Genomic DNA, 26,047 nt, shown 5'->3' on the forward strand with positions numbered 1-26,047 from the left:
TTAAAAACTAAAATGATCACTGGTAAAGAATTCGTTGACCTCCTCATTACTCATTCCATTAAATGGATTCTTTTTATCTTCTTTAAGGCCATGATTAGGATTTTCAAAATAAAAAAGGGCTTGAGACATGGCATCGATAGTGGCATCGGCACAATCAATTTTCGAAGTCAACGCCGTTCGATCAATTTTAATACCATATGGATTAGCCACTGTTACAGCGTTAGCCAAGCAGGTCTGCAAAATCGGATCAGCCAGCATCTCAATATTTCCCGCAATAAACTGATTTCTCAAAAATACTGTGGGCGAGCTCAAACTAACCGTCCCTTGCTTTAAAGTAATAAAAGGCACTTCTGGCATATTATTATCCAACCAATCAGTAATTGCGCTAGCTTGATAAGGATCATAAATAAACGCTTTGACTCTCAAATGATGATCGTTAACAAAATCCAGGAACCAGCGCCCAACAAAATCTTCATCAATTAAGCCATAAGAATTTTGCGAAATATCACAAAAGCCTAGCTTTTCTGCGTTTGAGTAATTAATTCCATCTTGTTTTTCTTTCACAATAATGGAATTATCTGCTCGGGCTAACGGAACAAATGAATGCTGCAAGATGAAATATTTCTTTTGTTCGCCATTCAAATGTGGGAAAACAAAACTATAAGCCGTATCATCTGAAGCATGTGATAAATCAAAACCCACATAGCAATCTTGATTATCAATTTCGAAATCAGAAACAACTGACTTTTGTATATCCTCTAATTTCAAATATTTATCTTTAGCAGTCTGCAACCACATATTGAGGTTACGGTTAATGAAATCATTTAATGTGCCGTCTTCTAGCTTAGAATCACGTTCACTAATTAACCCTTTCAGTAGGGTATCATGCTTAGCCGGTAAATCTAGTAATGGATTACTTTTCACCCATGTTTCGGGGTTCTCAACTTCATCTTGATCATCCTGCTGCCAAATTAATGCCAACGTTGAATCTTCCGTTCGGTTAGAATCTTTTTCCATTACCTTAGTGAGTCGTCTAACATCACTATACATCGGGACTTTAGGGTTACTGTATGCCGTACTGATAAAAAATGTTTGTCGGTTACTGGTTTGAACTTGTCCAGAAGTGACCTTAGAAATCACATCTGAATTAAAGTTTTCATCCCCGTATTCATCCACAGTAGCAAAGAGGAAATGAAAGGCATCTAATTGTGCACTACCAGCTGTCATTCGTAATATCTGGTTTTGAGTCTTCGTGGATTTCAAAACATCATCATTAATCGCAATATTCTGATCCTTGATTAATTTACGAAAGCCAGGCATTTCTTGTAAGCTGTTAAAAGTCTGTTTAATGTAACGCCAAGACTTCTTAGACTGCTTATCAACTGGTGCCAAGTAACACAAATCAGCGTTAAACTGGTCACTAGCCTCGACCAAGTAAGCGTAAAGTATCAAGATATTCAATAAATATGACTTGCCATTAGTCCGAGCCACTGAAACCATACATCGCTCAAATCGCTTTTGCTTGTCTTCCTTTGTTCGCCATCCCTGAGAAAGGCACAAGATTGCTTGTTGCCAAATCATCAGTGGTATTGGCTTGTTTTGAGAAACATCAGGGCACATGCGTGCGAAGTTACAGATATTTCGGCATTTATCCAAATCATAGTAATACGGAAAATTACCTTCCGTGGATCGCTTTAAATCATTCAAATGTCTAAACGCTGCTAGTTTAATTGTTTTGCAGGCTAACTGTTGACCAGTTAATACCCGGTAACAATAAACAGTGGCCGGATCACGGTATTTCCTTTTAATTTCATCAAAATAACCTTCACCATCAAGTCGCTGAAAGATTTTATCCAAGTCAATATTTCTTTGAGTAAAATCAAATTCCTGTACCACTAAAACTCACTTCCCCCATTTAACATCTCTTTAATATTGGGTTCCTCATCGTTGTCATCTGAGAGTTGCAGTAATGAGGCTCGTGCAGATGGTGTTAAGCCTAATTCGTGTGCTAAGCTGTTTAATTTTGCCGTAGCAGAATCAATAATTTGTGATGCCGGATTACGTTTCCAGCCTGCGTTGTCTTCATATGTTTCTCCAGTTCGTTGATTGACCACAGTCTTAGAAACCTTGGTGACAACACCATCTGTTTTAATTGAGTCATAGCCTTTCCGCAATAATTGATAGTTAATACAAAACGCTTCAATTGTTCCCTTGTCGGCCTGTTTAACATATCCTGATGCTTGCAAAATTGGTACAAGTTTCGTCCACATTGCTCGCGCATAACTTGACAGATATTTTGGACAACTCTTTTGAATCAAATCCATTCCAGAAGTTTCCGTTATTAGTTTTTGAGTTCTAACTCGCTGATCCTTGCGAGCATGCTTGTCTGTAGTTAGTTTCATTTGTTTTGGCATTTTTTAGTTCACCTCCAAGCAATAAAAAAGAGCCCCCAATAGGGACTCTTTCAATCTGATTCATTTAGACTAATGAATCACAAAAAAATCATTAAACACACTGTTCGAACGTATACACCCTACAATCGTGAAAAAAACGTCTAATTATATTAACTTTTAGGAGGTAAATATACATAGTCATTATAGTAGGGTTATTCATATAAGCAATTTGTGAAATTGCGTGCACCCAGTTATAGTAAGCCCATAAAAAAGTTTTGAATTTACAACTTTTAACGTGCGCTACTGCTGGGCGTGCGCTCCCCTAGGCTTTCACCACCCCGGGGGTGTTTAAACATTCACCTAAATTGTATATTTTTTTGTAAGATTCAAACAGTAAGCTTTAAACAATTTTTTCTTTATATCTATATCACCCAGAGGAGGTTGAAAAAATTGTTTTTAATAAGTAAACCTCATCAGAAATATTTATTCCGATTACCTACATGATACCACCTGAAAAACACTTTGTCGTTTCACAAAGACATCTTTTTTTAATTTTGTTGATGAAGATCCCCACCATCCAAGAAACGGTACCTACCCCTGAAATTATTACCATCCAAGCTGGCAGGAGTTTCCTACATCAGGGATGTTTATTTCGTGCGTTCAGATAATACTTTAATCCACCAACGTTTGCTGCAGTGTTTGAGTTGGTTTTGATTGAGTGATTGTTCAATCTTGGTTTTCGTATTATGCGTAGTCGGTGACAAGCACCATAAGTTATCCATGTCTAACCATTTATCAACAGATAGTACACGTCTAGGCACAATGTGGTCAACAATAATCTTATCGTTTGAGACTGGCAAGCCAGTGACTGCATCTAAATAATAATCTCGTGCAGCAACAAATTGCCGAATCTTTTTCCATTCCTTTGAGTGATAAAACTGATTCGCTGTTTGATCACGATAGTACATATTGTACTCTCGGTTTCGTGCAGAACTGACTGCATGGTTGGGCTTCTGGTGCTGTGTAACGTGCTCACTGCAATACCTTTGTCCCATTGGTATCAATGCTTGACAGCCAACCTCATGACAGATATGTAGCTTCATATAAGCTCACCTGTCCTTCTTTCGGTACGAACTGTTTACTTAATTCCTGCTGTAAATCAATGATTGAATCAATTAATTTGTATTCATCCAGTTTCAATTGATGATCATTAATTAAACCAAACGATTTCCAAACAATGCCTTGATATTTCATTCCATATACTTTAGTTGCGTAATCGAATATATCATTGAACAAGTCGCTATTGCTGATAAATAAGGTGTGAACTTCACTGTTTAACGTCATTGGATCAGCGTATTTATTAAGGCAATATTCAAAATCACCTAATACCTTTAGCTTATCTAACGTATCCTGATGATCGAAACCACTTAACTGTTCAGTAAACATTTGTGCATTTGATTTAACGTAAGCTATACGATCATACAATGCATGTTCAAACTTTTTATCAGTCATTGAAAAAATATCCATTGTAGCTATTTTTCCATATTTAAGCAGGCTTTTTACAAACAGTTTGGTTTTATCAGTCGGGAATAATGAAATAACTTTATTCACTAATGAATTCTCAACCGACACTGAACTTTTACAATTTATAGGCGCCAATTGTCCAAGTTCATCAGATTTATCAAAATTCTCTACCAATAACGTCTTGTGACCATAATAATCTTCAACCACATCTTTAGCAGCATAGGTAATTGCCCATTGCTTATTCTTAAAATCTGGATTGCTATGATCGCTGAATGCCTTAATCAAGGTATTAGCATTGTTAGAATTCCAAAAATGAATTCGTCTTAATACTTGCTCAATTAATAGACTAAAAGCATCGTCTTTTGAACAATGAATTGAATAATGAATACGGTTAATGCCATTTTCAAAATTCCGGCTCTCAGTAATTGCTTTTACTAAGTTTTCATTTCCCATTTTTTCACCGCCTTTAAACTTGGTTTACTTACAGCTAGACATTGACGATAAGGAGAAACTAATTATTAACGGATTTCTTTGCGTTTATTTCAGAAATTGTCCATCCACAGATGGTTTGATGATGCTGAACAGATTTTTCAACCATCCAGGTTTTGATTGGCAAACCGGTTTCTGCTTTCAAAACTGCTTGAATGCTGCGAAACTCTTTCAGTTTATGAACTTTCCCTCGCTTTGTTATCACATACGTCATATAAAATTCCTCTAATCAAATAATATTACATATACTTATTGTGCACATTTAACAGCTAATTGGCAAGCTTTCATAAGTCTTATGGTTTTAATTTCACTCCTCCACACTTTGGATACTTGAGTTATTTAATAAATCCTTCAGAAATTCAGCTTCATCACGTGTAAATTGTTGTGTGATTTTGCCTCGATCAACGTGTGGGTTACGTACTCCACAGATGAAATACCCACCACGATCATCTACTCGTCGAGATACATACTGTTGCCCATCACTACCAACCATGCCATTCATCTTCAACCGATACATAGGTACAGACAATTTCACTGTTTCATGATTTAAAATTGCATCTATAACACTGGCTAAATCATCACGGTTAGAAATAGTTTCATCATCGGCATATTTATCAATGAATTTGGCGAATTTAGCTATTCGCTTCCAATCAGAAATATTTTCCGCCATTACAGTTTGATACTCATCAAATAATTCTTCGTCAGCAATTTTTACTGTCATTTTATTTCCCTCCAATAATTTTTAACGCGTCATCTACAGAACGACAAACACCATATAACACTGGATATTGCTTAATAAATTTGGCAAACCGCTTCTGATCTTCACGTAACTTGCCTCGTTCATTTTTAACTTCAATCAAAATCATTTTTCCACTATGATGTTCAAAACCGGTAATATCCGGCCAACCTCTCGGAAATAACATAATTCGTCTGCCATCATCAGTTTTAATCTTGCCAGCATTACTGCGACAAACGGTGCAATCATGTCGAGATAATGCTAAAAGAATTTCTGTTTGAATTTCATGTTCTGATTTAATTGTCATACGCCTCCATTAATTATGACGGATATGACGGATAACATGACGGATGATTAAGCTTCTGTATTCCTTGTCGCTCTAAGAACAAGCTACATTTTTTGCTAATATGACGGATCTTTTCAACAAACCTTTATTTATACATCTTTTTTACTCTTTTATCTTATATACTTTTATTAATTTATCCGTCATATAGATAATAAAGAGTAATAATACTAATGGTACCAAGGGATTGAGCGATTTTTTTATCCGTCATTTATCCGTCATTTATCCGTCATATTATTTAACCCAATTCAATCTAGGATCCGTTTTTATTTTTAATCCTTCGTAAAAACGTCCTTTCATTGTTTTTTTAAATTCATACTTCTGCTTCATTTCGCGACTAAACTTTTGCTTACTCATAGAGTATTCGGAATTATCTTTTGCCCAGGATTGATATTTCTTAAAAAGTTCTCCTGCAGGTGCTCGGTAACTATCACCCACTTCGCAACAATCATCCACGAATAAACTAATAACATCCATTTCCTCACGATATTGTCGACTAGCACGAGTAACGCTTATTGGTGGATTCAAACCTTCTCGTTGCCATAATAAAGAACCTTCAACGATCCAATTAAGGATTCCCACGGATTCACGTTTTAATTTATCCTTTAAGTTTTTATCAACTTGACCATCTGGTATTTTTACTTTAAAAGGAACTAGCATCAGCCGTCGCCAAATTCCGTCGTCAGTACCACGAATGATTGGCTTGTGGTTAGTGGCTAACCACAGCTTAAACTGTGGTTTAAACTCAAATTCCTTACCATATAAATACCTTGCGGTTACTTTATCGCCACCGGTTAATTGTTTAACCAATCCCTCGTCCAATCTCACACCCTCATTAGGTTCGCTTGAGGTAACTAATCGGGCACTTTCCAACCGGGCAATATCTGAGTTGGCTCCCGATTTGTTTTGTCGTACCATAATTGAATCGGCCTGCATTGACTTGGCATAAGTTCCCAGAATATCAGAAATTGTATCGATGAAAATTGATTTACCATTGCGACCATTTCCATACAGAATAAACATCACTTGTTCCTTAATACTTCCTGTGGCAGAGTATCCAACCGCTTTTTGAATGTAATGGATTAATTCCTGATCACCAGCAAAAATTTGATTTAAAAATTCATCCCATTCTGGACAATCAATTTTGTCGGTATATTCCACGCTTGTCTGATGACTGAACATTTTCTTAATATCGTGGTCTTTTAAGATACCCGAAGTTAAATCAATATAACCATTAACCGTGTTCAATAAAGTTTTGTCTTGATCAAACTGCCCATGCAATACTGGAACCCGATGTTGCACTTCACTTATCATGGCTTGCTTGGCAGCATGACTACGCGACTTCTTCAAAAACTTTTCCCAAGCTACTTTAGCCTTTTCAGGATCCACGCCGGCAGCAACATGCAACTTCTCATTCTTCATATTATCCACAGTCATATCAACGAATTGAGCTGCTTTTCCCTGATCGTCCATTTCCCAATAACTGCCATTATAGAAATACCAGGACTTATCAACATAGGAATATTTAACTAAATTTCCAAAAACATCAATAAATCGATCAGCATTCCCAGTGTCATCCCAACTTCTAGGTGGTAATTTCTTTTTAGGCTTAGATTGTAGGAATTTAAGATTATATTTATGCAAGGGATGCTGCTGTGGATTAAAGGTTTCCCGTGTTTCGTTGATAGATTTGTTAAGAAGTGAAACTCCATAAGTGGTTTTCCCATGTTTTTCATCATATTTCGGTCGCATAAGGCTAGATTTTCGAAATATTTCATCCATTTTATTGAAATCACGGCCCGTCCAAAAAGCCAAATCATTGGAAAAGGCTAGATCAGCTTCTGAATGTGAAGTGTAGAAGCCCTCCCAACCACCGCGCATAAACATCTTGAAACGTTTACCGGTCCTTGAAAGTTCCGCGCGTTTAACAATCTCATCAACACTTAAATCATTAGGCCTGATTGGTGCCTGATTGGGAAGTTTTACCACATTACTTTCACCAAAATAGTGTTTATAAATAAGTTTCATTACTTGCGGTTGTGGTGTGTTTATTCGATCACTATATGGACCAATGGTTTTCCCAGTTAACGCGAAGAAACGTCCGGACTCATACATTTCAACGTTACCTTTACGGCGTCGATCACCAGGAATCTTGCCCTTAAAAATGGCATGAATCCCTTTACCGGATAAACTAATTTCCACATAAGATTTAGTCATCGTTAATACATCTTGAACTTCATTTTATTGATAATCCTGTGCGGCGTATCTTTCCAGCTCGTCTCCAATATGATCAATGTCTAAACCGACATAACCATTAGCAAAGTAAAACGCGAGACCGTCCATTTTATACGTTTTGAGTGCTTCTAAGGCTGTTTGATAATCAGTCCAGGTGCTTGGATCGTTCGTGCGTCCAGCCCCACCATCAAGTGCATTGTGTGGTATTTTGGTGTACTTATTTCGTTCAGGTTGCCAGATTTTCTGAAACAGTCCCCATTGTTTTAAGGCCCGTAATTCATTTGGAATGTTCTCATATGCCACTGTTTACCCTCCTAGAACGGTAACTGATCGTCTGAAATATCAATTGAATCTCCAGAATTGGCAAATGGATCATCGGCCGGTGCTGATGCTGGTTGATTACCAGTAAATGGGTTTTTACCGTCCTTTTGGTCTTTCCATACATGCTGCACTTGTGGATAATCGCTCTTGCTAAAATTCCAAGGGGCAATCTGATTGATGTCTTTCTTTTCACCGCCATAATCATCAACCGTTTTTTTGACATACACTTTGGCTGGCTTGTTAGCAACTGCTTTAGTAAAATCATTAATTGTATTCAATGGTGTTCCTTCCGGAATTTGAACAGCTTCAAGAATATATTGGAAACTATCCAAATCGTACTGATTAGTAGTTTTGCGTTTCCAATTGTCCATAAAGACATGGCGATTATGATACTTGGCATTGGTATTTTTTAATCCAGTAACCCCATCTAAGTCATTTCGAACCACTAAATCCAATTGCAGTGATTCTGCCCCGTTCTTAGTTGCCTTCTCCTGGGCAGATTTAATAATCATCTCGTAATTTCCACTTGGTAAAGCTGAAAAATCTTTGTGTTCATTGTTCTTGTAATTTGCTTGCATAAATGCCATTTTTAAAATTCCTCCATTAGTTAACCATTTTTAGTCGTTTAGCTTGTACATAGGCCCAACCAGCTTTATACCCACGGGCTTTAGCGATTTCTAGTAACTCTTTGTAACTTTGTGCATCTTCCGGCTTTTTTCTTGCCGTCTGGATTTTTGAATAATCAGTAGTCAGTTTAAATTCCCCATTTTTTTCAATACTGGCCGTTTCATCAATTTCCATTCCGTCAGCGTCATATTTAATCTCATTACCACACTGTGGGCAAACACGGCATTGTGTCGGTACCACAGCAAAACAATTTGGACAAGTTTTGACCGGAATTGATTTTGTGTTATTCTGCCGTTTTTTCTTAGGTCGTCCTTCAAGGCTCCATTGTCGTGGAGTATCAGGCAGACCAAAACGGGTATAGTTAGCTGCATGATCAATGATAGTGGCCATTTTATTTGGCAAATATCGCATACAACGCATTGTTGCTTGAATATCAAATACCAAGCTTTCAGTTGGCCGTGCGATTACACAACACGTACACTCTTTGACGTCATATCCTTCATCAACCAATCCAAAGTTACATAGAACAGTGATCTTTCCCTTTCTAAAATCACTCATAATACGTTTTCTTTCGTCACTAGGAGTTTTAGAATCACAATGTTTTGCACTGATACCCGCTTTTCTAAATTCAGCCGCAATTTGTTTGCTATGTTGAGTATCATGAGCATAAACAATGGTTCGCTGTCCAAATGCTTTATCCATCCAAGTTTTAACAATATCGCCATACAGAGTGGGCTTTGCTGAATCACTAACAGATTGATTGGTATAATCGCCAGTGCTTGATTTCTTTAGCTTTTCGTCATTAAACAATGTCACACTGTAGTATTTATATGGGCTTAGCTTTTTGTGTTCAATTAACCACTTAACCGTGGGGCCTTTGACCATAGCAGAATAAATATCGTCAAACCCTGCTCCGTTCATTCGCCACGGACTGCCTGAGAATCCAAGCCTAGGAACATCCGAATAGTATTTAAAAATTTTTAAATATGTTTTTGCCCGACTATGTTGCGATTCATCGCAAATAATTAAGTTTGGTTTAGGCAAGTGATCTAATCGATTAGCAACTTTGCCCACTGTCATGATTGTGCAATTCATCAAATCAACATCTTGCTTTTGAAATGATTTTACGATCTGGTTAACTAATTCTTGACGGTGAACGAAGAACAAAATTCTACCACCCTTTGAAACTGTTAATCTCGCAATTTCAGCTATAATAACTGATTTCCCACTACCTGGTGGGGAAACAATTAGTACCCCATTATTGCCTTGGCCAATTTTTTGGCGAGTTTCATCCACAATTCGTTGTTGATAATCAAATAATTTAAATGGCATTTTTTTGACACCGGATTTCTGCAAGGTGACGTTCTTTTACTGCTTCCTCATAGCTTGTAAATGACCTATCCAATATGATTCGGTTTCGATACATCATTTTAGCGACCCATTTATTTTTGCTTTTATCAAAAGAAACACCACGTACACCGCTGATATTGTCTGCCCGCAATCTATTAGTCACTGGAGAGTTTCGTTTACGCCTATTGTTGGCCTGGGTTTTCCAATCAGTCCAACGGCAATTAGATGGGCAATAATTACCATCTACATCAATTCGATCAATGGATTTTCCACTTTCATATCCATTTTGAATAGACCATCTTTCAAAAGCATAAAAACTATTTTTCCATTGATTACAGATAGATACACCTCGACCACCATAATCGGAAAAGCTTTTATTATTCGGGTTGAAACATCTTTGCTTCATAGACTCCCAAACAAAATAAAGTTTCGTATTTGAATGACCGTGTTTTCTAAACCTTTTACTAGCGAGTTCATCGTGTAGACAACCACAAGATTGTATTTTCCCCTTTCGAACATCGATTCCTGAAGCATAAGTGACATTTCCGCAGTCACATTTAAATCTCCAATAAGCACGGGTAGATCCTTTAGGACGTTGAGAATTATCAATGCAAACTGCTGTCAGCCTTCCGAATTTCTTACCCGTAATATCAATTAGTTTTGTCATCGTTGCCACTCCCAAACTTAAACAGATCCTTAGCAGCACACATGGTTCGATTGTCCAAACGATTTTTGGCATAAATCGAGTCATTTCCTTGCAGCATAACGCCACGACCGTTAGTCTTCGGATTAATAATCAACCGACCAACCACATCACATAATCCCAGCATTCCATCCATCACGCTTTGACGAATTTCGGGTGCATATTGATTAAATTGCTGACCATTTTCAGTAGTAATTTGGCGTTGTGTCTCCCAAGCTGTGGTTAGCACATTAACTGGCAACGCGTAGATAGCAGTCATTACTCTAGAAAAATAATTAGTCCACTGTGAATAATCCTGCAATTCATTTGAGATGCCGTTATGACTACCCTTCCCCTTTTCCACAAACCAATCTTTTTCAAAACTTGATACATTATCAATAACTAAATTGTCGTAACCAACAATCAATTCTGATGCCTGTTCAAGATACTGCTTCATGTCTTCTTCGGGGTGAGTTCGATCCATTTCATCGACTGTAACGTTGCTAATGCCAGCTAATACTTTAGCGGAGTTATCCAAATCAAAAATTCTAGTTTTACCAGGTAAATATTTAACACAAGTTGTTTTCCCAGTTCCGGGTTTAGCATATAGAATGACTCGCCAATTCAAGGTTCGCTGCAAATCTTTAGCTTCAATCGTCTTCATGATTAAGCACCCACTCTTTGATAACGAATTTGGTTACTATCCATGAAAGCCCTCAACAGTTTCATTTGTGGAATTGTTGCCGTTATTTTTAAAGACACTGAATGGGAAACAACTTCGCCAGTATTAGTATCAATCGTTTTATCTTTCTGCTGAATTTGATGTGTTTGTGCTTCCGCTGCTTGTGCTTCCAGAGTCTGCTGTTTTTGTTTATTTAGTTTGACCTGATTATCAATTGCTTGAAGCAAATAATTAACATCTTGGCCTTGCTTCAACTGGTCGATCCAACCAGCTGGATCAATGTGATAAGCTTGAGCATATTTGGTAATAGTACTGATACCGGTTTTTAAATCATCATGTTGCTTTTTAATGTAACCCATCACATCAGCAATTCCTTCGGTTACTTTCTTCTTGGTGGTGGTTTTATTTAACCAAGTAGGATCAATTTCAACCTCACCTGGTTCCACATGGTAATTAGGTGCCATTTCAGCAATCAAAGCATTAACATGCTTCAAACGAAGCTGACGCTGCTGCTCTTCCAATTCTTTTAGCCCAGCGTCAATTGGGTTAATCGAACTATCCAGGGTCATTTCCAAGTCTTTAATTTGAGCTGCAAACCGTTGATATGGTTCAGCATATTTTTTTCTAATTTCCTTACGTTTATCATCAAGAGCTTGCTTCAATTTCCGAAGCTCTGCCCGGCTAGACTTTGATTCTTTTTCTGTGGAAGCTGTTACTGCCATTCCTTGATATTTATTGGCATATGCTTCTACAGCTGCCTTTAATCGATCAAAATTATTAATTGTAATAACGGTTGGCCGATAGTCAATCGTGTATTCTGGTAGGGATAATTCATTTGCCATTTATATTTACCTCCATCTTTTAATGTAAATAGTGTCGTTGATCAATTGAATTCTTCATTTCTGCAATCTCTTTTCTTTTAGATTTTGTGATTCTACCGCAGATCAATCTAATTGGTTCGGGATAAATTGGGACTCGTTCTTTCCGCTTCTTCATAAAATCCTTGTCGGTCCCAGTTACGACGTAAGTCGGATACTTTATGCTGAGCTTTCGCATAACGTCGGCACGAGAGACACCAGTTTCTAATATTTGGGAGTCCATTACACCAACTGCTTTCCAAAATTTAGTCATTATTCCACCTCGTGATGTAAAATATATTCAGATAGTCGTTGCTTTTCTTTATCTAGGACAAAGAAATATGCCAACAAGCTATGATCGTTTTCCACGGGTGTGCGTCCAATAATCATATTCAAACGTTTGATACGGTTCTGTATTGTTAATGTTTTCATTCTGATGACCCTCCAGGTGTTATAATATTAGTAGTTATAGTTGTTAGCTGGCCCACCCATTTGCTGTAGTGGGCTATTTAGTGCATATAATTAAGGTGGTGAATTCTTATGGATTTTTACAATTGGTTAATGCGCTTTAAAGACGTTAGCTTACCAGTTGGTGATGTAGCAAGAGAAATAAGATCTGATAGATCGTTTCCTAAGGGAAATTTAGATTGGAAACATTTAAAAGAATATCTTAAGTCAATTGGTTTTTCAGATTCCAAATTAGAAATTGTTAAAAACGTCTTCAACTATTATTTAGCGGAGAAAAGTCGCTAATTAATAAAATCCAGTAATCATTTGGAAGCTTCATATTTTCTTGGCCATATTTGCCTCGTATTTCAGTATTGGCATAAAGGCCACCATGGAACAGTTGGGCTTCCTTTCTTTTTCTTAATTCACCTATTAATTCAGATGTCGAATACTTTTGCAATTTATTCATCGATATGATTCCTTTCTATTTTTTAGTGACGCCCAGTTGGTATAAAGTATTCAATGACCAGGGCTGCTAAGAACAATAAAACTAGTACTTCCAATGATTCCATTAATCAAATCACTCCTTTTTAATATTTGTAGAATTTTGAATTCAACCCATTAAGGAGGCTAAGTCGTATGATTCATCAAATTGTTGCTATTCGATTACGAACTTATTCCAAGGGAAAGCAAGCATCACCAGAAAATATTGATTTAATAAAACAGGCCAGTGGGAAAATTGAACTTATTCAAGCCACAGCAGCCAATATTATTCGTGGTGATCACTACTTTTACATTCTCGGTAATGGTACCTATGAAATCACTTATGATTACAATCATGACAATGCTTTATATATTAAAACCAAGAATTCCTCAAATCGTCACGATCGATTATTAGATTTGCCAAGAATTTAATGTTTTTACCAATTGAATTCACTCCAATGATCCTCCAGGAACTGCTGCATTTTGGTAGCTTTAAACAACCAGGGACTACCTTTACTGCCACGATGAACTAAATACCTATCATCCATTAAGGCTTGCATTTCCCGTGAATATTTTGGATTCTCCAAGAAATTTTCTCTTAACCATTGTGGTGATTTGTTCCCACACCATTTACGAAGATCGTTTAAATTCCAAGTCCGTCCAAAGGTTGATTCCCGTTTTAACTTTTGGTAATCTTCCTTATTTATCAATTCAAAATTATCAGGAATTTGAATTGATACTTTAGCACTAATGACTTGAGACATTTTGTCACTTCCTTTAGTTGTATAATTTATTTATTCCAATTAATCGAGATGATAAATATGAATTTAAAACAAGCAGCCCTATTTGAATATAGCTTTGAATATTTCTTGAGTAAGATTCACAATGCAGAAGCCAAAAAATGTATATGGGAATTTAATGGGCAGTTATTGACCGCTACTTTTCACGACAGTACTCTATTTAGTGGAGATGAATTTAGCAAGCAACTTTTCAACGACCGATTGAAAGAAGATGCTCTAAAGCTCAATACTTCTCATGGGGATTCACTTGGTAAATTTCAACGAAATTTTCCGTTATTAATTAACACGTTATCAACGTTCGTTGTCGATCTTGATAATTCTCAATATACTTTGACTGATTTTTTTCTGGCTAAAAACGTTTCATTTCTTGGGAAAAACATAGATAACTTAGATTTTTATCTTTTCCCTAAAGATGCAGATTTTAAGATTGTATCAATCACTTCATCCGAAACTCGGGATTAAAGTGCTTGATATGATTCAGCACATCTCCTAGCTCAGCACTTAGCTGCTGAGCTTTTTTTATTTCTGAAAGAAGAATACTTCCATTCTCCAAGATGAGAGAAATATTTGTGCTTTTTGCCTGATCTAATAAATCAATTTGTTTTAATTCAAAACTGGTGTTCTTATCGATCATCTTTCTCACTTCCTTTTGATAAGATCTGACGTGGATTAATTAATCGTCGTTTTTGTTGTCTTCAATTTCTACATTCTTCACTCCATAAGCGATAAACTTATTAACTACCGCTGTGACAGTTAATCCAGTTTCGTGCTTAATGTCCATTAACTGGTTATACAAATCAGTGTTAATGCTAATCAATCGTGATACTCGTGGTTCTGGTGCTTTCTTTTCTAAAACTAAACGTGGTTTTGCCATTTTTTATTACTTCCTTCTATTATTTACTGACGTATAATTTAATTAATTCAATTAATCGAGGTGAAAATTGTGACAAGCGATGAATTTTAAACAAGTTTGACGACATGTTTGATGATGAAGAGAACATTGAGCGGATACGTGAAGATGCCAAAAATGGCAATCCCAATGACGACTGGACAAACAAAATGTTTAAATTTATTCAGCAGTATGAGAATGAACGAACTAACAATTTGGTTCGTATAGCTCTGAAAGAATTTTTGATAAAAGATTAAATGCTCTTTTACGCGATTCTTTTGTCATTGGCACGATTTTTTCCTTATTGCACTCCTTGCTACCACAAATGGCTCGGGGTGTTTTTTCTGCGTCTTGGTTCACTTTATTCACCTCCTTTCAACTATTCATTGACGATCACTTGGCTTCTTTCTAGAACATATGACCAAGTAAGTAACCAATTGTCATAAATAGAACTCCTATCGCCATATTTAAAATAGGCTGAATATTACTATCAAAGTACTGATGCAGTTTGCCTTTTTCCATTTAACTCACCTCCTTTCTATGCTGGCTGTGTGTACGTATCTGGAGTAAATAAAAACTTGAGTTCATATTCAGGAAAAAAGCTTTCTTGAATTTTTAAAGCTTCACTGAATTTGAATGATGACGTTCCATTAATTTTGTCAGCGATAGTCTGGTAACGAACATTCAATAGATCTGCCATATCAACTAAAGTTACATTTTTCTTCTTTCGAATTTCTTCTAAATTATTTAACATAATATGACTCCTTCCTAATACGAATTTTCGTATATTAGTTTAAAAAATAATGGCTCTTCATGAGCACATTTTTATAATATACGAATTTTCGTATTTAGTCAATACCAAAATTCGTATTTCTTTAAATTCGTTCATTTACATACGATTTTTCGCATGATATAATAAAACATGTTAAAGGAGGAAGTAAGCATGAACAAGGAAGATTATTTAAAAGATTTAATAGAAATAAAATCTGGTAACGTTAAAGCTTTTGCCGATTCTATAGGCATGGCTTATACAACTATCCGATCTATTCTGGATCGCGGCATTATGAATGCTAAAATGGAAAATATAATAAAAATATGTGATGGATTGGGAATCAAACCAGAAGACATTGTCAAGTTAGAAAGTTCAGTCGTTAGTGATACCAATAAAATAATGCTTCAGCTCCACCCTTCACGCCAAGAGAAAGTTTACAATTATGCTAGTGACCAATTAGACGAACAGAATAATGAAAAAATATCTTCAATGTTTGACCACAAGCCAATGATTGAAATTCCTGCTGGTCGTTCAACTGCTGCCGGTTCCCCTATTAATGGTGAGGATCAAGATACCCAATTAATCCACAAGCTTATTGCTGGTGAGAAGGTCCCCGCTGGTGCTGATGAATTAGTTACTGTGGATGGTGACTCAATGGAACCATTGCTAAAAAAGGGTAGTCAGGTGTTCATTCACTATCAGCCAGAAGTTGAGAATGGTGAAATTGCGATCGTCCACATTCGTGATGTTGGTGTTACTTGTAAAAAGTTTTATGTAAATGAGGATAATACCGTTACCTTAAAATCAATTAACAAGGCATACGATGACATGGTGTTTGATTGTGATGAAGTTAATGTAATCGGTAAAGTGATCTTATGAGCTCCCAAATGTGGGGGCTTCATTTAAAGTTTTAAAAGAACATATGTTTCGACTAACCAGGTGGTTTGCTTAGGTTCGAGTCCTAAATAGTCAATATTTAACCGAAAAAAATAACCAACGTTCTCTGGATAAACGTTGGCCACAGGAAAGAATCGATCGTGAAGCAGCTAATATGTATTACAAATTTCTAGTAAACATCCACGATAAAATCAGTAGCAATTTTAAAGGACTTGCTAAACATGATCCTAATAAATGGCGACACTTTATTTCAGTTAACGAAATGCTTGATCAATTGGAAGAATCTGTTGTTGAGATAGAATTTGAATAAGCAAAGTGAATACTATAAAGGGGAGAATTTTATATGCAAGCATTCGTCAAAATTAAACGAATTTCACATTTTACAAAAAAGCTTTTTTCAAACATGTGAGAAAATCAACATTATGCATTGAACACAACTTTCAATTAATGTACCCTTTAATATATAGGAGGAATTTATTGTGAAAAAAATTAATCTCATTTTAGGCTTATCATTACCATTTATGTTTTTATCGTCAGCGAATGCTTCTTCACACAAATTAACCGTTAAAATTAACCCTATTAATGATCAAGCTAAAACTATTACTGGTAAGACGACTAAGGGAACAAAGGTAACACTTTATGAAGGTCGAAAAACTATTGCTAAGAAAAAAAGCAGCGGTAACTTTTCCATAAAAGTTACCAAACCGCTTAATTTTAAAAACAAATATCACCTTTTAGCAACCAAAAAGGGTTATACATCTAAAAAAATCAACCTTAAAATTATTGTTAAAAGAATCGATTATGATGCTAAGATAAAACAGATTACTAACCAAATAAAGGCTATTAAAAATCAAGTAAAGCCATTAAGACAACAAGTGCAAGCCATGGAGCCCTTTATCAATGCTTTAGAGAATGATGATCCTACTTCATCAGATTACCAAACTGCTTTGCAGCAAGCTAATGGAAATGCTGAAGCTTATGAAGATCAATATAATAATCTAAAAGCTCAAATAAAGGCCGATTCTAATCCTTTAGGATTACTCTACTATCAGCGCCAAGCTTATATTTATAAATCAATGCAACAATATAATGGTAAAGTTCAACTCTAGAATAATGTGTTTAAAATGTTTCAGATTCACCACATAGAAAGTTCGCTTAAGATATTTAGCAAAAAATGAGAATGTAAAATTTTTGAGGTTGATACCTTACGGTATTAACCTTTTTTGCATACAAAAACTTTTACAGTTATCTAAATTTTTTATCGAACTAGGTTTTAAATTGCATTAATTACCGAACTTAATGAATGTAAAAGAAAAAGCAAACCCGTAGGGGGTTTGCCCAAAAATACCAATAACGGTTCTACAATATCTGTTGTTGGTAATAGATTTTTATCTATTACTGATGACAGATTTTTTGTTTATCATTAGAATAAAAAAGCGGACATCTCCCGTCCGTTAACTTGCTCCCACCACAGAATTAAGTCAAGAAAGGAAATGCCCTATGTCAAATGATACTACGAAAATGTTGTTAGGAATAGATGATGAACACTTAATAATTGAGGAAGGACAAGTGGGTGATGATGGAGTGATTCGATTGGTGGGGTCCCTAAACTACACCCCCAAGGCATGCCGCAATTGTGGGATTATCAATGATCACCAAATTATTGGCTATGGTTGGCGGAAGACCACCATTAGATTCGCAAAAACATTGGGCAGCACCGTTATCCTGTGTCTCAATCGGCGAAACTTTCACTGTAAGGCTTGTCATACCAATTTCCTGGCGCAGACGAATGCGGTGCCGAAACACTGCACGATTTCAAATACGACCCGCAAACAATGCTTAGAAAAACTGACCGAACCGGTTTCGCTCAAACACATTGCCGATGAGTTATCCACTTCGGATTCATTCGTTGGTCGGCAGCTCTTGCGCGCTGAACGGGACTTTCAAACCAACTGGCACTATTTACCAAAAGTTCTCCTCATGGACGAAGTTAAAAGCACTAAGAGCGCCACCGACGCGATGAGCTTTGAATTTATGGATGCGGAAACCCACGAATTGATCGACCTGTTACCCTTTAGGACCATCTATCAGCTTCAAAAGTATTTCCAGCATTACGACCAGGCTGCGCGAGAAAATGTGAAAATTATCGTCACCGATATGAACTATACCTATCCCAAATTGGTGGGGCAGATCTTTCCGAACGCCATCGTTGTCATCGATCCGTTCCACTTGGTTAACGCTTTAAATCGAGCTTTTAATAAGACGCGGGTGCGCCTCATGAAAACCCTGGCGACTTCCTCACGCGAGTATCACGCCCTAAAACGCTATTGGAAACTATTATTAACGCCGGAAAATCACCTCAACTACGAAGCTTTCCGTAAGTGGACAAACTTCCCTTATCCAGCGACTGCCACTGATGTGGTTGATGCTTTATTGGACATTGATCCCGAGCTCAAGCAAACTTACGACGTGATGAATCGGTTACGTGAAACCATCAAAAACCGTGATTGGCCCAACTATAATCAAGTATTCCATCACTTAGAGGGCTGCTCGGAAGAGATGTTGGCAACCCTCCAGACCCTAGCGACTCATCATGATGAAATTGGCAATACCTTTACTCACCATTACACCAACGGGCCCTTAGAAGGTTCAAACAACAAGATTAAAGTCATTAAACGCACTGGATTTGGTTACCAAAACTTCTTCAGATTCCTGCTAAGAGTGCTGTTCGCTTTTCGAGTTCATACAAAAAGAGCTCTAATCACCAAGTGATTAGAACTCCAATATTTTGTTCACCAACAACAGTTGACGAAGAACCCCAATAACACATTAGTTCATAATACCCAATTAAAATGGATATTACTTAATTTAAGCAAGAGGAGAAACTTGACCACCATTTTCACCCGTAGTAGGTGCAGAAACAGTCGCAGCATCGCTCAAGTTATATGAGAATACAGCATTGACTTGAGTACCAAAAGTACCTGCATCGGCTGAAGATGGAGTATATGTCAATTGTTTCCAAGTAACATTGCCATTTGTATCAAATTGTGGATAAACAGCTGATTTAAGTGAATTCAACTCACTGTTACCCTTAAGATAGTTCAAAGCCTGATCAGAAGTAAACGTGGCATCTTGAGCCCCGCTAAACAAATCTGTGATTGCAATAGACTTAGGTTGAATGAAAGTTTTTGCAGCGGCTTTAGAAATGTCATTATTAAGTGTTGAAAGTTCATCGGAACTCAATTTCGTAACCTGACTTACCAAATCAGACTTCTTGTCCCCAAATAAAGCACTTAAATCATCTGTAAGTGGGCTAACTACTCCAGTCAAAGCATTTGCCGGAACCCCATTAGTACTAGTTGTTGGTTGCGACGTCATAGGTTGAGCAGCACTTGAAGCTTGTTCTGAATCTCGTGAATTAGCTTTAAATGTCGTGTAAACTACATTTCCCTTATTAACTACAAGACTAACTGATGATCCAAACTTAGCCTGAGCTAAAGTAGCCTTTTGTGCATCAGTTAAGTTACTAAATGGATAGCCAGTTCCTTTTAATGCCGATGCAATTTGTGAATTCAATGCATCAGTATCAGAACCAGCTAAAGTCCAAGAATAAACATTTCCGTTAGCTGAAAGAGTGCCTAAGGTTGCATCTTTCTGAGCACCCGACTTAGTATAATCAAGAGTCTTTACAGTATTTCCACTAGGATCTACTAATACAATACGAACTGCATTATCTGCAATTGGATTAGCAACAGTGACATCAGATGCCTTTACCCAAGCGCCATTAAGGTCGGAGTTTGATGAACTAATTTGATACCAAAGGTCACCCTCACGTGAAGTAGTAACAGCCTTGCTTACAGTAAATGTTGCATTTTTATAAGCGTCAGTAGAAGTAATTACCTTACCACTTGCATCCTTAGCACGGCCAACTTTATATTGAGTCCATGCTGGAGCTTTGAATAAAGTAGTATTAGCAGTTGTGCTAGTTGAGCTTAACTTATAAGTGTTAGTTGATGCAGGAGCAGTAGCATCCTTAGTAGTAGCGTATGAAGCTACACCACCAGCAAATGCTGAGGCACTCTTACCACCATAAATCCAGCCACGATATTGTTTATCGAATGATACAACCTTGTAGTAAACTGAGCCACGGTTAGTAGTAGCAACACGGTAAGCACGTAAATTAGCCTTGCCAGTTTGTGCATTAGCTAATGCTTTGGTAGTAGTCTTAGTTGCAACGGTCTTGGCACCCTTCAAAGTACCAGCCTTTGTATAAAGAGCGTTAGTACCATTAAATGTAACGTTACGAGTAGTAGCGTCAGAAGTTAATGCCTTATTTGATGTAACTTTGGCATATGATTTTGCACTAGCATTTGTGCTAGATACACCGGCAACAGCTACAAATGATAATGCAGCTACGCCAGCAAAAAGAGTCTTTTTCAATGACTTTTTCATGTGTAATTTCCTCCCAAAAAATTGTTTTTTCAAGTTACCTAGACATGCAAAAACATGCTTCAATTAACTTGCTGTAAATAGTATAACATAATCAAGGTTGAATGCAAAAGAAAACAGGAGTTGTAAAGGCTTTAACATTTTTTTGTAATCTATATGCCATGATAATTAATAAATGATCGCTCTATTAAGTAGATTCCCCACTATGTGTTAGTATATTACCCAAAGGAGAATAATAATGCCATCAATACGTAAGCATGGTCATGGATACCAAGTAAGATACTACTATTATGATGCCAATGGTCAGGAACACGAGAAAACTAAGAGCGGCTTTAGAACTAAATCAGCTGCAAAGCTATTTGCGAGTCAATTGGAAATCGATATCCACAATGGTTTGGATCTCGTTCCTAAAGATCCTAAGTTTGCTGACTATTTTGACTATTTTTATCACACGTACAAAGAACCCAAAATTGAGAATCAGACTAAGAATCGCTATAAAATAACTAGTCGAGTATTACATAATTATTTCGGTGATGTTACTTTAAAAAGTATTGACCGACCACAATATCAAGCATTTATTAACTTCTATGGTCATTCTCATGCAAAAGATACTGTTTATAAAGTTAATTCACTGATTAGAGCAACCGTTCAAAATGCCATTCTTGACGATCTGATTCATAAAGATTTCACCCAGCGAGTCAGTCTTATTTATGACAAGTCACGTGATAAGCATGTGGAATACCTCAACGTGGCTGAGATTAAGCGTCTCATCGCTTATTTGGAGAATCACTTAAACTATCACTTTACCTCCACTTTTATGATCCTGACGGCCGTTTTAACTGGTGCTCGCTTGGGGGAAATTCAAGCATTAACTTGGAATGACGTTAATTTTAATTTTAAAACGATTAGCATTACTAAATCTTGGAATTCATCCGAAGGCGGTGGATTCAAAGATACCAAGACGGCTGGTTCAAATCGAATCATTGCAGTTAATGACGAATTGCTGAAATCATTAAAGATCTTGAAGGATCACAATAATGGAGAACTAATTTTTGTTAATCAATATAAATCCATTCCATCATCCTCTGCCGTTAATAAAAAGTTGCGTTCTATACTAAAAGACTTAGGAATTAAAAAGCAAGGCTTTCACTTTCATTCTTTACGACACTCACATGTAGCTTACCTACTATCTCGAGGAATTGACATTTACATCATTTCTAAGCGTTTAGGCCATGCTGACGTATCCACAACAACAAAGATTTATTCCTATTTAATGGATGAATATAAAGCAAAAAACGATCAACAGATTCGTGAAGAGTTAGATAACCTTTCCTCTCATGATGAAACTATACCAATCAAGCGGAACCTTTAATAAGGTTCCGTTTTTATTTGGTTATTTTACTCTGTATCAGGTTAAACTTTTTCTGCCCGTTTGGCCGTTATTTGCCCGTTATTATTTATATTTTAATACTTTCTAGTACGCTTTTATAAATTAAAAAAATTAAGAATGCCTATTTAACAGCATTCCTAATTTTAATATTTCTTCTAATTTGTATAATTATGCCGACTGCAGGAGTCGAACCTGTGACCCTCGGTTTACGATACCGATGCTCTACCAACTGAGCTAAGTCGGCAAATCCATTGTACAAAAAATGCTAACAATTAAGTTAGCATTTCGACAAAGCTCCGGCAGGCGGGCTCGAACCGTCGACAACCTGATTAACAGTCAGGTGCTCTACCAACTGAGCTATGCCGGAATAATCGCGTGGCAACGTCCTACCCTCGCAGGGGGCGATCCCCCAACTACTCTTGGCGTGCAGAAGCTTAACTTCTGTGTTCGGCATGGGAACAGGTGTATCCTTCTGGCTATCGCCACCACACTATTTTCCTTGAAAGAACTTCGTTCTCTCAAAACTAGCTAATATTAATTTTCTGCCCTTGAACACCATTTCTACTTGGTTAAGTCCTCGACCGATTAGTATTGGTCCGCTCCGTACATCACTGCACTTCCACTTCCAACCTATCTACCTGATCATCTCTCAGGGGTCTTACTTCCATATAGGAATGGGAAATCTCATCTTGAGGTGAGTTTCACACTTAGATGCTTTCAGCGTTTATCTCATCCATACGTAGCTACCCAGCGGTGCGCCTGGCGGCGCAACTGGTACACCAGCGGTATGTCCATCCCGGTCCTCTCGTACTAAGGACAGCTCCTCTCAAATTTCCTACGCCCGCGACGGATAGGGACCGAACTGTCTCACGACGTTCTGAACCCAGCTCGCGTACCGCTTTAATGGGCGAACAGCCCAACCCTTGGGACCGACTACAGCCCCAGGATGCGATGAGCCGACATCGAGGTGCCAAACCTCCCCGTCGATGTGGACTCTTGGGGGAGATAAGCCTGTTATCCCCAGGGTAGCTTTTATCCGTTGAGCGATGGCCCTTCCATACGGTACCACCGGATCACTAAGCCCGACTTTCGTCCCTGCTCGACCTGTCTGTCTCGCAGTCAAGCTCCCTTCTGCCTTTACACTCGTTGAATGATTTCCAACCATTCTGAGGGAACCTTTGGGCGCCTCCGTTACTGTTTGGGAGGCGACCGCCCCAGTCAAACTGCCTACCTGACACTGTCTCCCGCCACGCTAAGTGGCGCGGGTTAGAGTGTTCACACAGCGAGGGTAGTATCCCACCAACGCCTCTGCCGAAACTAGCGTTCCGGCTTCAATGGCTCCTACCTATCCTGTACAAGCTGTGTCAACACCCAATATCAAGCTACAGTAAAGCTCCATGGGGTCTTTCCGTCCTGTCGCGGGTAACCTGCTTCTTCACAGGTATCTTAATTTCACCGAGTCTCTCGTTGAGACAGTGCCCAGATCGTTACGCCTTTCGTGCGGGTCGGAACTTACCCGACAAGGAATTTCGCTACCTTAGGACCGTTATAGTTACGGCCGCCGTTTACTGGGGCTTCATTTCTGGGCTTCGCCGAAGCTAACTCATCCACTTAACCTTCCAGCACCGGGCAGGCGTCAGCCCCTATACGTCATCTTACGATTTTGCAGAAACCTGTGTTTTTGATAAACAGTCGCCTGGGCCTTTTCACTGCGGCTGTGCTTGCGCACAGCACCCCTTCTCCCGAAGTTACGGGGTCATTTTGCCGAGTTCCTTAACGAGAGTTCACTCGCTCACCTGAGGATTCTCTCCTCGACTACCTGTGTCGGTTTGCGGTACGGGTAGTTGATGACTCACTAGAAGCTTTTCTCGGCAGTGTGACGTTGGTTGCTTCCCTACTTAAATTTCGGTCCTCATCACCACTTGTCAACCCGCCAAAAAGCATTTGACTCTTTGACTGACTTGTGGCTTGAACATCCCTTTCCAACTGGATGCACAACTTAGCCTCCTGCGTCCCTCCATCGCTCAAACATCATCAACTAGTACAGGAATCTCAACCTGTTATCCATCGCCTACGCCTTTCGGCCTCGGCTTAGGTCCCGACTAACCCTGGGAGGACGAGCCTTCCCCAGGAAACCTTAGTCATTCGGTGGATCAGATTCTCACTGATCTTTCGCTACTCATACCGGCATTCTCACTTCTAAGCGCTCCACCAGTCCTTACGGTCTAGCTTCATTGCCCTTAGAACGCTCTCCTATCACTTGACCAAAGGTCAAGTCCACAGTCTCGGTAATATGCTTAGCCCCGGTAAATTTTCGGCGCGGAATCACTCGACTAGTGAGCTATTACGCACTCTTTAAATGATGGCTGCTTCTGAGCCAACATCCTAGTTGTCTATGCAACTCCACATCCTTTTCCACTTAGCATATATTTAGGGACCTTAACTGGTGGTCTGGGCTGTTCCCCTTTTGACGATGGATCTTATCACTCACCGTCTGACTCCCGGATAAAAATCAATGGTATTCGGAGTTTATCTGAACTTAGTAACCCATGACGGGCCCCTCATCCAAACAGTGGCTCTACCTCCATGATTCTACGTCCGAGGCTAGCCCTAAAGCTATTTCGGAGAGAACCAGCTATCTCCAAGTTCGTTTGGAATTTCACCGCTACCCACACCTCATCCCAGCACTTTTCAACGTACACGGGTTCGGGCCTCCAGTGCGTTTTACCGCACCTTCACCCTGGACATGGGTAGATCACCTGGTTTCGGGTCTACAGCAACATACTAAAACGCCCATTTCAGACTCGCTTTCGCTGCGGCTCCGGCTTTTAAACCTTAACCTGGCATGTTACCGTAACTCGCCGGTTCATTCTACAAGAGGCACGCTATCACCCATTAACGGGCTCTAACTGCTTGTAGGCACATGGTTTCAGGAACTATTTCACTCCCCTTCCGGGGTGCTTTTCACCTTTCCCTCACGGTACTGGTTCACTATCGGTCACTAGAGAGTATTTAGCCTTGGGAGATGGTCCTCCCGGATTCCGACGACGTTTCACGTGTGTCGCCGTACTCAGGATCCTGAACTGAGGGTCATTGATTTCACCTACGGGGCTATCACCCTGTTTCGCCAACCTTCCCAGATTGTTCGATTATCAACAACTTTGGTAACTCAAATGTTCAGTCCTACAACCCCAATGAGCAAGCTCATTGGTTTGGGCTGTTCCCCGTTCGCTCGCCGCTACTGAGGGAATCGAAAATTTCTTTCTGCTCCTGTGGGTACTGAGATGTTTCAGTTCCCCACGTCTACCTCTATACAGCTATGAATTCACTATATAGTAACAGTCGATTAAAACTGCTGGGTTTCCCCATTCGGAAATCTCCGGATCAAAGCTTACGTACAGCTCCCCGAAGCATATCGGTGTTAGTCCCGTCCTTCATCGGCTTCCAGTGCCAAGGCATCCACCATGCGCCCTTTTTAACTTAACCTGTACATCACGACGTGATGCAAAGTTAATTGAGTATTTGCGATTTTTTTCTAGTTAACAAACTCAAAATAACGCGGTGTTCTCGGTTGAAATTATATAAAATACAATTTCAAAAAAATTATTACAGAAAATTAATATTATCTAGTTTTCAAAGAACGAATTGAGAGTAGACCTCTCAAAACTAAACAAAACTTTC

Annotated in this window: 25 protein-coding genes, 2 tRNA genes, 2 rRNA genes and 2 pseudogenes; 7 read left to right on the forward strand and 24 right to left on the reverse strand. The window is 38.4% G+C overall.

Features of this window, described 5'->3' with window-relative positions; genetic code table 11:
* From KE627_RS01680 to KE627_RS01745, 15 genes and pseudogenes are all read right to left on the reverse strand, one after another.
* Nucleotides 1–1,896 (reverse strand): terminase large subunit, encoded by a 1,896-nt coding sequence (locus tag KE627_RS01680; RefSeq protein ID WP_056939045.1) that lies wholly within the window; start codon nucleotides 1,894–1,896, stop codon nucleotides 1–3.
* Nucleotides 1,896–2,414 (reverse strand): phage terminase small subunit P27 family, encoded by a 519-nt coding sequence (locus KE627_RS01685; protein ID WP_003636406.1) that lies wholly within the window; start codon nucleotides 2,412–2,414, stop codon nucleotides 1,896–1,898. Before KE627_RS01685 ends, KE627_RS01680 begins: the two co-directional genes overlap by 1 nt.
* Nucleotides 2,415–3,040: 626 nt before the next feature.
* Nucleotides 3,041–3,361, reverse strand: a complete 321-nt coding sequence (locus KE627_RS01690) for an HNH endonuclease (protein ID WP_225352719.1) — start codon at nucleotides 3,359–3,361, stop codon at nucleotides 3,041–3,043.
* Between the two features lie 36 nt (nucleotides 3,362–3,397).
* Nucleotides 3,398–3,496: pseudogene (locus tag KE627_RS12530) on the reverse strand (HNH endonuclease); the annotation flags it as partial.
* Complete coding sequence (locus KE627_RS01695) at nucleotides 3,474–4,370, reverse strand: hypothetical protein (protein WP_056939046.1); 897 nt, start codon at nucleotides 4,368–4,370, stop codon at nucleotides 3,474–3,476. The pseudogene KE627_RS12530 and the gene KE627_RS01695, both read right to left, overlap by 23 nt.
* Before the next feature lie 58 nt (nucleotides 4,371–4,428).
* Complete coding sequence (locus KE627_RS01700) at nucleotides 4,429–4,620, reverse strand: hypothetical protein (protein ID WP_056939047.1); 192 nt, start codon at nucleotides 4,618–4,620, stop codon at nucleotides 4,429–4,431.
* 93 nt (nucleotides 4,621–4,713) lie between these two features.
* Nucleotides 4,714–5,127 (reverse strand): hypothetical protein, encoded by a 414-nt coding sequence (locus KE627_RS01705; RefSeq protein ID WP_056939048.1) that lies wholly within the window; start codon nucleotides 5,125–5,127, stop codon nucleotides 4,714–4,716.
* A gap of 1 nt (nucleotide 5,128) precedes the next feature.
* Nucleotides 5,129–5,449 (reverse strand): VRR-NUC domain-containing protein, encoded by a 321-nt coding sequence (locus KE627_RS01710; RefSeq protein ID WP_056939049.1) that lies wholly within the window; start codon nucleotides 5,447–5,449, stop codon nucleotides 5,129–5,131.
* 270 nt (nucleotides 5,450–5,719) lie between these two features.
* A pseudogene (locus KE627_RS01715) lies at nucleotides 5,720–8,023 on the reverse strand (phage/plasmid primase, P4 family).
* A gap of 11 nt (nucleotides 8,024–8,034) precedes the next feature.
* A complete protein-coding gene (locus tag KE627_RS01720; RefSeq protein WP_056939050.1) occupies nucleotides 8,035–8,628 on the reverse strand; it encodes a DUF669 domain-containing protein in 594 nt (197 codons plus the stop codon).
* A 16-nt stretch (nucleotides 8,629–8,644) separates the two neighbouring features.
* Nucleotides 8,645–10,000, reverse strand: coding sequence for a DEAD/DEAH box helicase (locus KE627_RS01725; protein WP_146971957.1), 1,356 nt, complete (start codon nucleotides 9,998–10,000; stop codon nucleotides 8,645–8,647).
* On the reverse strand, nucleotides 9,990–10,685 hold the full coding sequence (locus KE627_RS01730; RefSeq protein ID WP_013728328.1) for a Pathogenesis-related transcriptional factor and ERF protein: 696 nt from the start codon (nucleotides 10,683–10,685) through the stop codon (nucleotides 9,990–9,992). The genes KE627_RS01725 and KE627_RS01730 overlap by 11 nt, the downstream gene beginning before the upstream one ends.
* Nucleotides 10,669–11,364 carry an AAA family ATPase gene (locus KE627_RS01735; RefSeq protein ID WP_013728329.1) on the reverse strand — a complete coding sequence of 232 codons (696 nt, stop codon included), beginning with the start codon at nucleotides 11,362–11,364 and terminating at the stop codon, nucleotides 10,669–10,671. Before KE627_RS01735 ends, KE627_RS01730 begins: the two co-directional genes overlap by 17 nt.
* Nucleotides 11,365–11,366: 2 nt before the next feature.
* Nucleotides 11,367–12,224 carry a DUF1351 domain-containing protein gene (locus tag KE627_RS01740; RefSeq protein WP_056939051.1) on the reverse strand — a complete coding sequence of 286 codons (858 nt, stop codon included), beginning with the start codon at nucleotides 12,222–12,224 and terminating at the stop codon, nucleotides 11,367–11,369.
* 288 nt (nucleotides 12,225–12,512) lie between these two features.
* Nucleotides 12,513–12,671 (reverse strand): hypothetical protein, encoded by a 159-nt coding sequence (locus KE627_RS01745; protein WP_008213905.1) that lies wholly within the window; start codon nucleotides 12,669–12,671, stop codon nucleotides 12,513–12,515.
* A gap of 108 nt (nucleotides 12,672–12,779) precedes the next feature.
* On the opposite strand from KE627_RS01745, the gene KE627_RS01750 reads away from it, so the two are divergent.
* Nucleotides 12,780–12,992: a YozE family protein gene (locus KE627_RS01750; RefSeq protein ID WP_008213902.1), complete on the forward strand. Its 213-nt coding sequence runs from the start codon at nucleotides 12,780–12,782 to the stop codon at nucleotides 12,990–12,992.
* A 333-nt stretch (nucleotides 12,993–13,325) separates the two neighbouring features.
* Nucleotides 13,326–13,601, forward strand: a complete 276-nt coding sequence (locus tag KE627_RS01755; RefSeq protein ID WP_013728332.1) for a hypothetical protein — start codon at nucleotides 13,326–13,328, stop codon at nucleotides 13,599–13,601.
* Between the two features lie 5 nt (nucleotides 13,602–13,606).
* On the opposite strand, the gene KE627_RS01760 is transcribed toward KE627_RS01755, so the two are convergent.
* Nucleotides 13,607–13,933, reverse strand: a complete 327-nt coding sequence (locus KE627_RS01760; RefSeq protein WP_056939052.1) for a DUF771 domain-containing protein — start codon at nucleotides 13,931–13,933, stop codon at nucleotides 13,607–13,609.
* Nucleotides 13,934–13,990: 57 nt separating this feature from the next.
* Here KE627_RS01760 and KE627_RS01765 point away from each other — a divergent pair, with 57 nt between their 5' ends.
* Nucleotides 13,991–14,431 (forward strand): hypothetical protein, encoded by a 441-nt coding sequence (locus tag KE627_RS01765; RefSeq protein WP_014940219.1) that lies wholly within the window; start codon nucleotides 13,991–13,993, stop codon nucleotides 14,429–14,431.
* Here KE627_RS01765 and KE627_RS01770 read toward each other — a convergent pair.
* The 3 genes from KE627_RS01770 to KE627_RS01780 all read right to left on the reverse strand — a co-directional run bounded on the left by KE627_RS01770 (nucleotide 14,406) and on the right by KE627_RS01780 (nucleotide 15,612).
* Nucleotides 14,406–14,603 carry a hypothetical protein gene (locus tag KE627_RS01770; protein WP_013728334.1) on the reverse strand — a complete coding sequence of 66 codons (198 nt, stop codon included), beginning with the start codon at nucleotides 14,601–14,603 and terminating at the stop codon, nucleotides 14,406–14,408. The two genes, KE627_RS01765 and KE627_RS01770, sit on opposite strands and share 26 nt — an antisense overlap.
* Before the next feature lie 39 nt (nucleotides 14,604–14,642).
* Nucleotides 14,643–14,843: a hypothetical protein gene (locus KE627_RS01775; RefSeq protein WP_008213892.1), complete on the reverse strand. Its 201-nt coding sequence runs from the start codon at nucleotides 14,841–14,843 to the stop codon at nucleotides 14,643–14,645.
* Nucleotides 14,844–15,396: 553 nt separating this feature from the next.
* Nucleotides 15,397–15,612, reverse strand: a complete 216-nt coding sequence (locus KE627_RS01780) for a helix-turn-helix transcriptional regulator (protein WP_056939053.1) — start codon at nucleotides 15,610–15,612, stop codon at nucleotides 15,397–15,399.
* Between the two features lie 189 nt (nucleotides 15,613–15,801).
* Here KE627_RS01780 and KE627_RS01785 point away from each other — a divergent pair, with 189 nt between their 5' ends.
* The 3 genes from KE627_RS01785 to KE627_RS01795 all read left to right on the forward strand — a co-directional run bounded on the left by KE627_RS01785 (nucleotide 15,802) and on the right by KE627_RS01795 (nucleotide 19,299).
* Nucleotides 15,802–16,509: a LexA family transcriptional regulator gene (locus KE627_RS01785; protein ID WP_133286499.1), complete on the forward strand. Its 708-nt coding sequence runs from the start codon at nucleotides 15,802–15,804 to the stop codon at nucleotides 16,507–16,509.
* A gap of 497 nt (nucleotides 16,510–17,006) precedes the next feature.
* Nucleotides 17,007–17,636 carry a hypothetical protein gene (locus KE627_RS01790; RefSeq protein WP_136861323.1) on the forward strand — a complete coding sequence of 210 codons (630 nt, stop codon included), beginning with the start codon at nucleotides 17,007–17,009 and terminating at the stop codon, nucleotides 17,634–17,636.
* 391 nt (nucleotides 17,637–18,027) lie between these two features.
* A complete protein-coding gene (locus KE627_RS01795; protein WP_211772862.1) occupies nucleotides 18,028–19,299 on the forward strand; it encodes an ISL3 family transposase in 1,272 nt (423 codons plus the stop codon).
* A gap of 96 nt (nucleotides 19,300–19,395) precedes the next feature.
* On the opposite strand, the gene KE627_RS01800 is transcribed toward KE627_RS01795, so the two are convergent.
* Nucleotides 19,396–20,979: a GW dipeptide domain-containing protein gene (locus tag KE627_RS01800; protein WP_082602332.1), complete on the reverse strand. Its 1,584-nt coding sequence runs from the start codon at nucleotides 20,977–20,979 to the stop codon at nucleotides 19,396–19,398.
* Nucleotides 20,980–21,214: 235 nt separating this feature from the next.
* On the opposite strand from KE627_RS01800, the gene KE627_RS01805 reads away from it, so the two are divergent.
* Entirely contained in the window at nucleotides 21,215–22,348 is a 1,134-nt protein-coding gene (locus KE627_RS01805) for a site-specific integrase (protein ID WP_014940227.1), read from the forward strand.
* Between the two features lie 189 nt (nucleotides 22,349–22,537).
* Here KE627_RS01805 and KE627_RS01810 read toward each other — a convergent pair.
* The 4 genes from KE627_RS01810 to KE627_RS01825 form a co-directional block, all read right to left on the reverse strand.
* Nucleotides 22,538–22,610: transfer RNA gene (locus KE627_RS01810), tRNA-Thr, on the reverse strand.
* 50 nt (nucleotides 22,611–22,660) lie between these two features.
* Nucleotides 22,661–22,733, reverse strand: a tRNA-Asn gene (locus tag KE627_RS01815).
* Nucleotides 22,734–22,739: 6 nt separating this feature from the next.
* Nucleotides 22,740–22,856: ribosomal RNA gene (gene rrf, locus KE627_RS01820) — 5S ribosomal RNA — on the reverse strand.
* A gap of 75 nt (nucleotides 22,857–22,931) precedes the next feature.
* Nucleotides 22,932–25,852 (reverse strand): 23S ribosomal RNA (locus KE627_RS01825).
* Between the last annotated feature and the right edge of the window lie 195 nt (nucleotides 25,853–26,047).

The organism is Lentilactobacillus buchneri (assembly GCF_018314255.1).
Lineage (GTDB): Bacteria > Bacillota > Bacilli > Lactobacillales > Lactobacillaceae > Lentilactobacillus > Lentilactobacillus buchneri.

What these genes read in the sequence shown, in the direction of transcription:
- KE627_RS01700 (WP_056939047.1), bottom strand. Translation starts at nt 4,620, where the DNA reads ATGACGTATGTGATAACAAAGCGAGGGAAAGTTCATAAACTGAAAGAG.
- KE627_RS01770 (WP_013728334.1), bottom strand. Translation starts at nt 14,603, where the DNA reads ATGATCGATAAGAACACCAGTTTTGAATTAAAACAAATTGATTTATTA.
- KE627_RS01785 (WP_133286499.1), top strand. Translation starts at nt 15,802, where the DNA reads ATGAACAAGGAAGATTATTTAAAAGATTTAATAGAAATAAAATCTGGT.
- KE627_RS01795 (WP_211772862.1), top strand. Translation starts at nt 18,028, where the DNA reads ATGTCAAATGATACTACGAAAATGTTGTTAGGAATAGATGATGAACAC.
- KE627_RS01730 (WP_013728328.1), bottom strand. Translation starts at nt 10,685, where the DNA reads ATGACAAAACTAATTGATATTACGGGTAAGAAATTCGGAAGGCTGACA.
- KE627_RS01805 (WP_014940227.1), top strand. Translation starts at nt 21,215, where the DNA reads ATGCCATCAATACGTAAGCATGGTCATGGATACCAAGTAAGATACTAC.
- KE627_RS01720 (WP_056939050.1), bottom strand. Translation starts at nt 8,628, where the DNA reads ATGGCATTTATGCAAGCAAATTACAAGAACAATGAACACAAAGATTTT.
- KE627_RS01705 (WP_056939048.1), bottom strand. Translation starts at nt 5,127, where the DNA reads ATGACAGTAAAAATTGCTGACGAAGAATTATTTGATGAGTATCAAACT.
- KE627_RS01800 (WP_082602332.1), bottom strand. Translation starts at nt 20,979, where the DNA reads ATGAAAAAGTCATTGAAAAAGACTCTTTTTGCTGGCGTAGCTGCATTA.
- KE627_RS01710 (WP_056939049.1), bottom strand. Translation starts at nt 5,449, where the DNA reads ATGACAATTAAATCAGAACATGAAATTCAAACAGAAATTCTTTTAGCA.
- KE627_RS01735 (WP_013728329.1), bottom strand. Translation starts at nt 11,364, where the DNA reads ATGAAGACGATTGAAGCTAAAGATTTGCAGCGAACCTTGAATTGGCGA.
- KE627_RS01685 (WP_003636406.1), bottom strand. Translation starts at nt 2,414, where the DNA reads ATGCCAAAACAAATGAAACTAACTACAGACAAGCATGCTCGCAAGGAT.
- KE627_RS01755 (WP_013728332.1), top strand. Translation starts at nt 13,326, where the DNA reads ATGATTCATCAAATTGTTGCTATTCGATTACGAACTTATTCCAAGGGA.
- KE627_RS01760 (WP_056939052.1), bottom strand. Translation starts at nt 13,933, where the DNA reads ATGTCTCAAGTCATTAGTGCTAAAGTATCAATTCAAATTCCTGATAAT.
- KE627_RS01690 (WP_225352719.1), bottom strand. Translation starts at nt 3,361, where the DNA reads ATGTACTATCGTGATCAAACAGCGAATCAGTTTTATCACTCAAAGGAA.
- KE627_RS01775 (WP_008213892.1), bottom strand. Translation starts at nt 14,843, where the DNA reads ATGGCAAAACCACGTTTAGTTTTAGAAAAGAAAGCACCAGAACCACGA.
- KE627_RS01750 (WP_008213902.1), top strand. Translation starts at nt 12,780, where the DNA reads ATGGATTTTTACAATTGGTTAATGCGCTTTAAAGACGTTAGCTTACCA.
- KE627_RS01745 (WP_008213905.1), bottom strand. Translation starts at nt 12,671, where the DNA reads ATGAAAACATTAACAATACAGAACCGTATCAAACGTTTGAATATGATT.
- KE627_RS01765 (WP_014940219.1), top strand. Translation starts at nt 13,991, where the DNA reads ATGAATTTAAAACAAGCAGCCCTATTTGAATATAGCTTTGAATATTTC.
- KE627_RS01725 (WP_146971957.1), bottom strand. Translation starts at nt 10,000, where the DNA reads ATGCCATTTAAATTATTTGATTATCAACAACGAATTGTGGATGAAACT.
- KE627_RS01695 (WP_056939046.1), bottom strand. Translation starts at nt 4,370, where the DNA reads ATGGGAAATGAAAACTTAGTAAAAGCAATTACTGAGAGCCGGAATTTT.
- KE627_RS01780 (WP_056939053.1), bottom strand. Translation starts at nt 15,612, where the DNA reads ATGTTAAATAATTTAGAAGAAATTCGAAAGAAGAAAAATGTAACTTTA.
- KE627_RS01740 (WP_056939051.1), bottom strand. Translation starts at nt 12,224, where the DNA reads ATGGCAAATGAATTATCCCTACCAGAATACACGATTGACTATCGGCCA.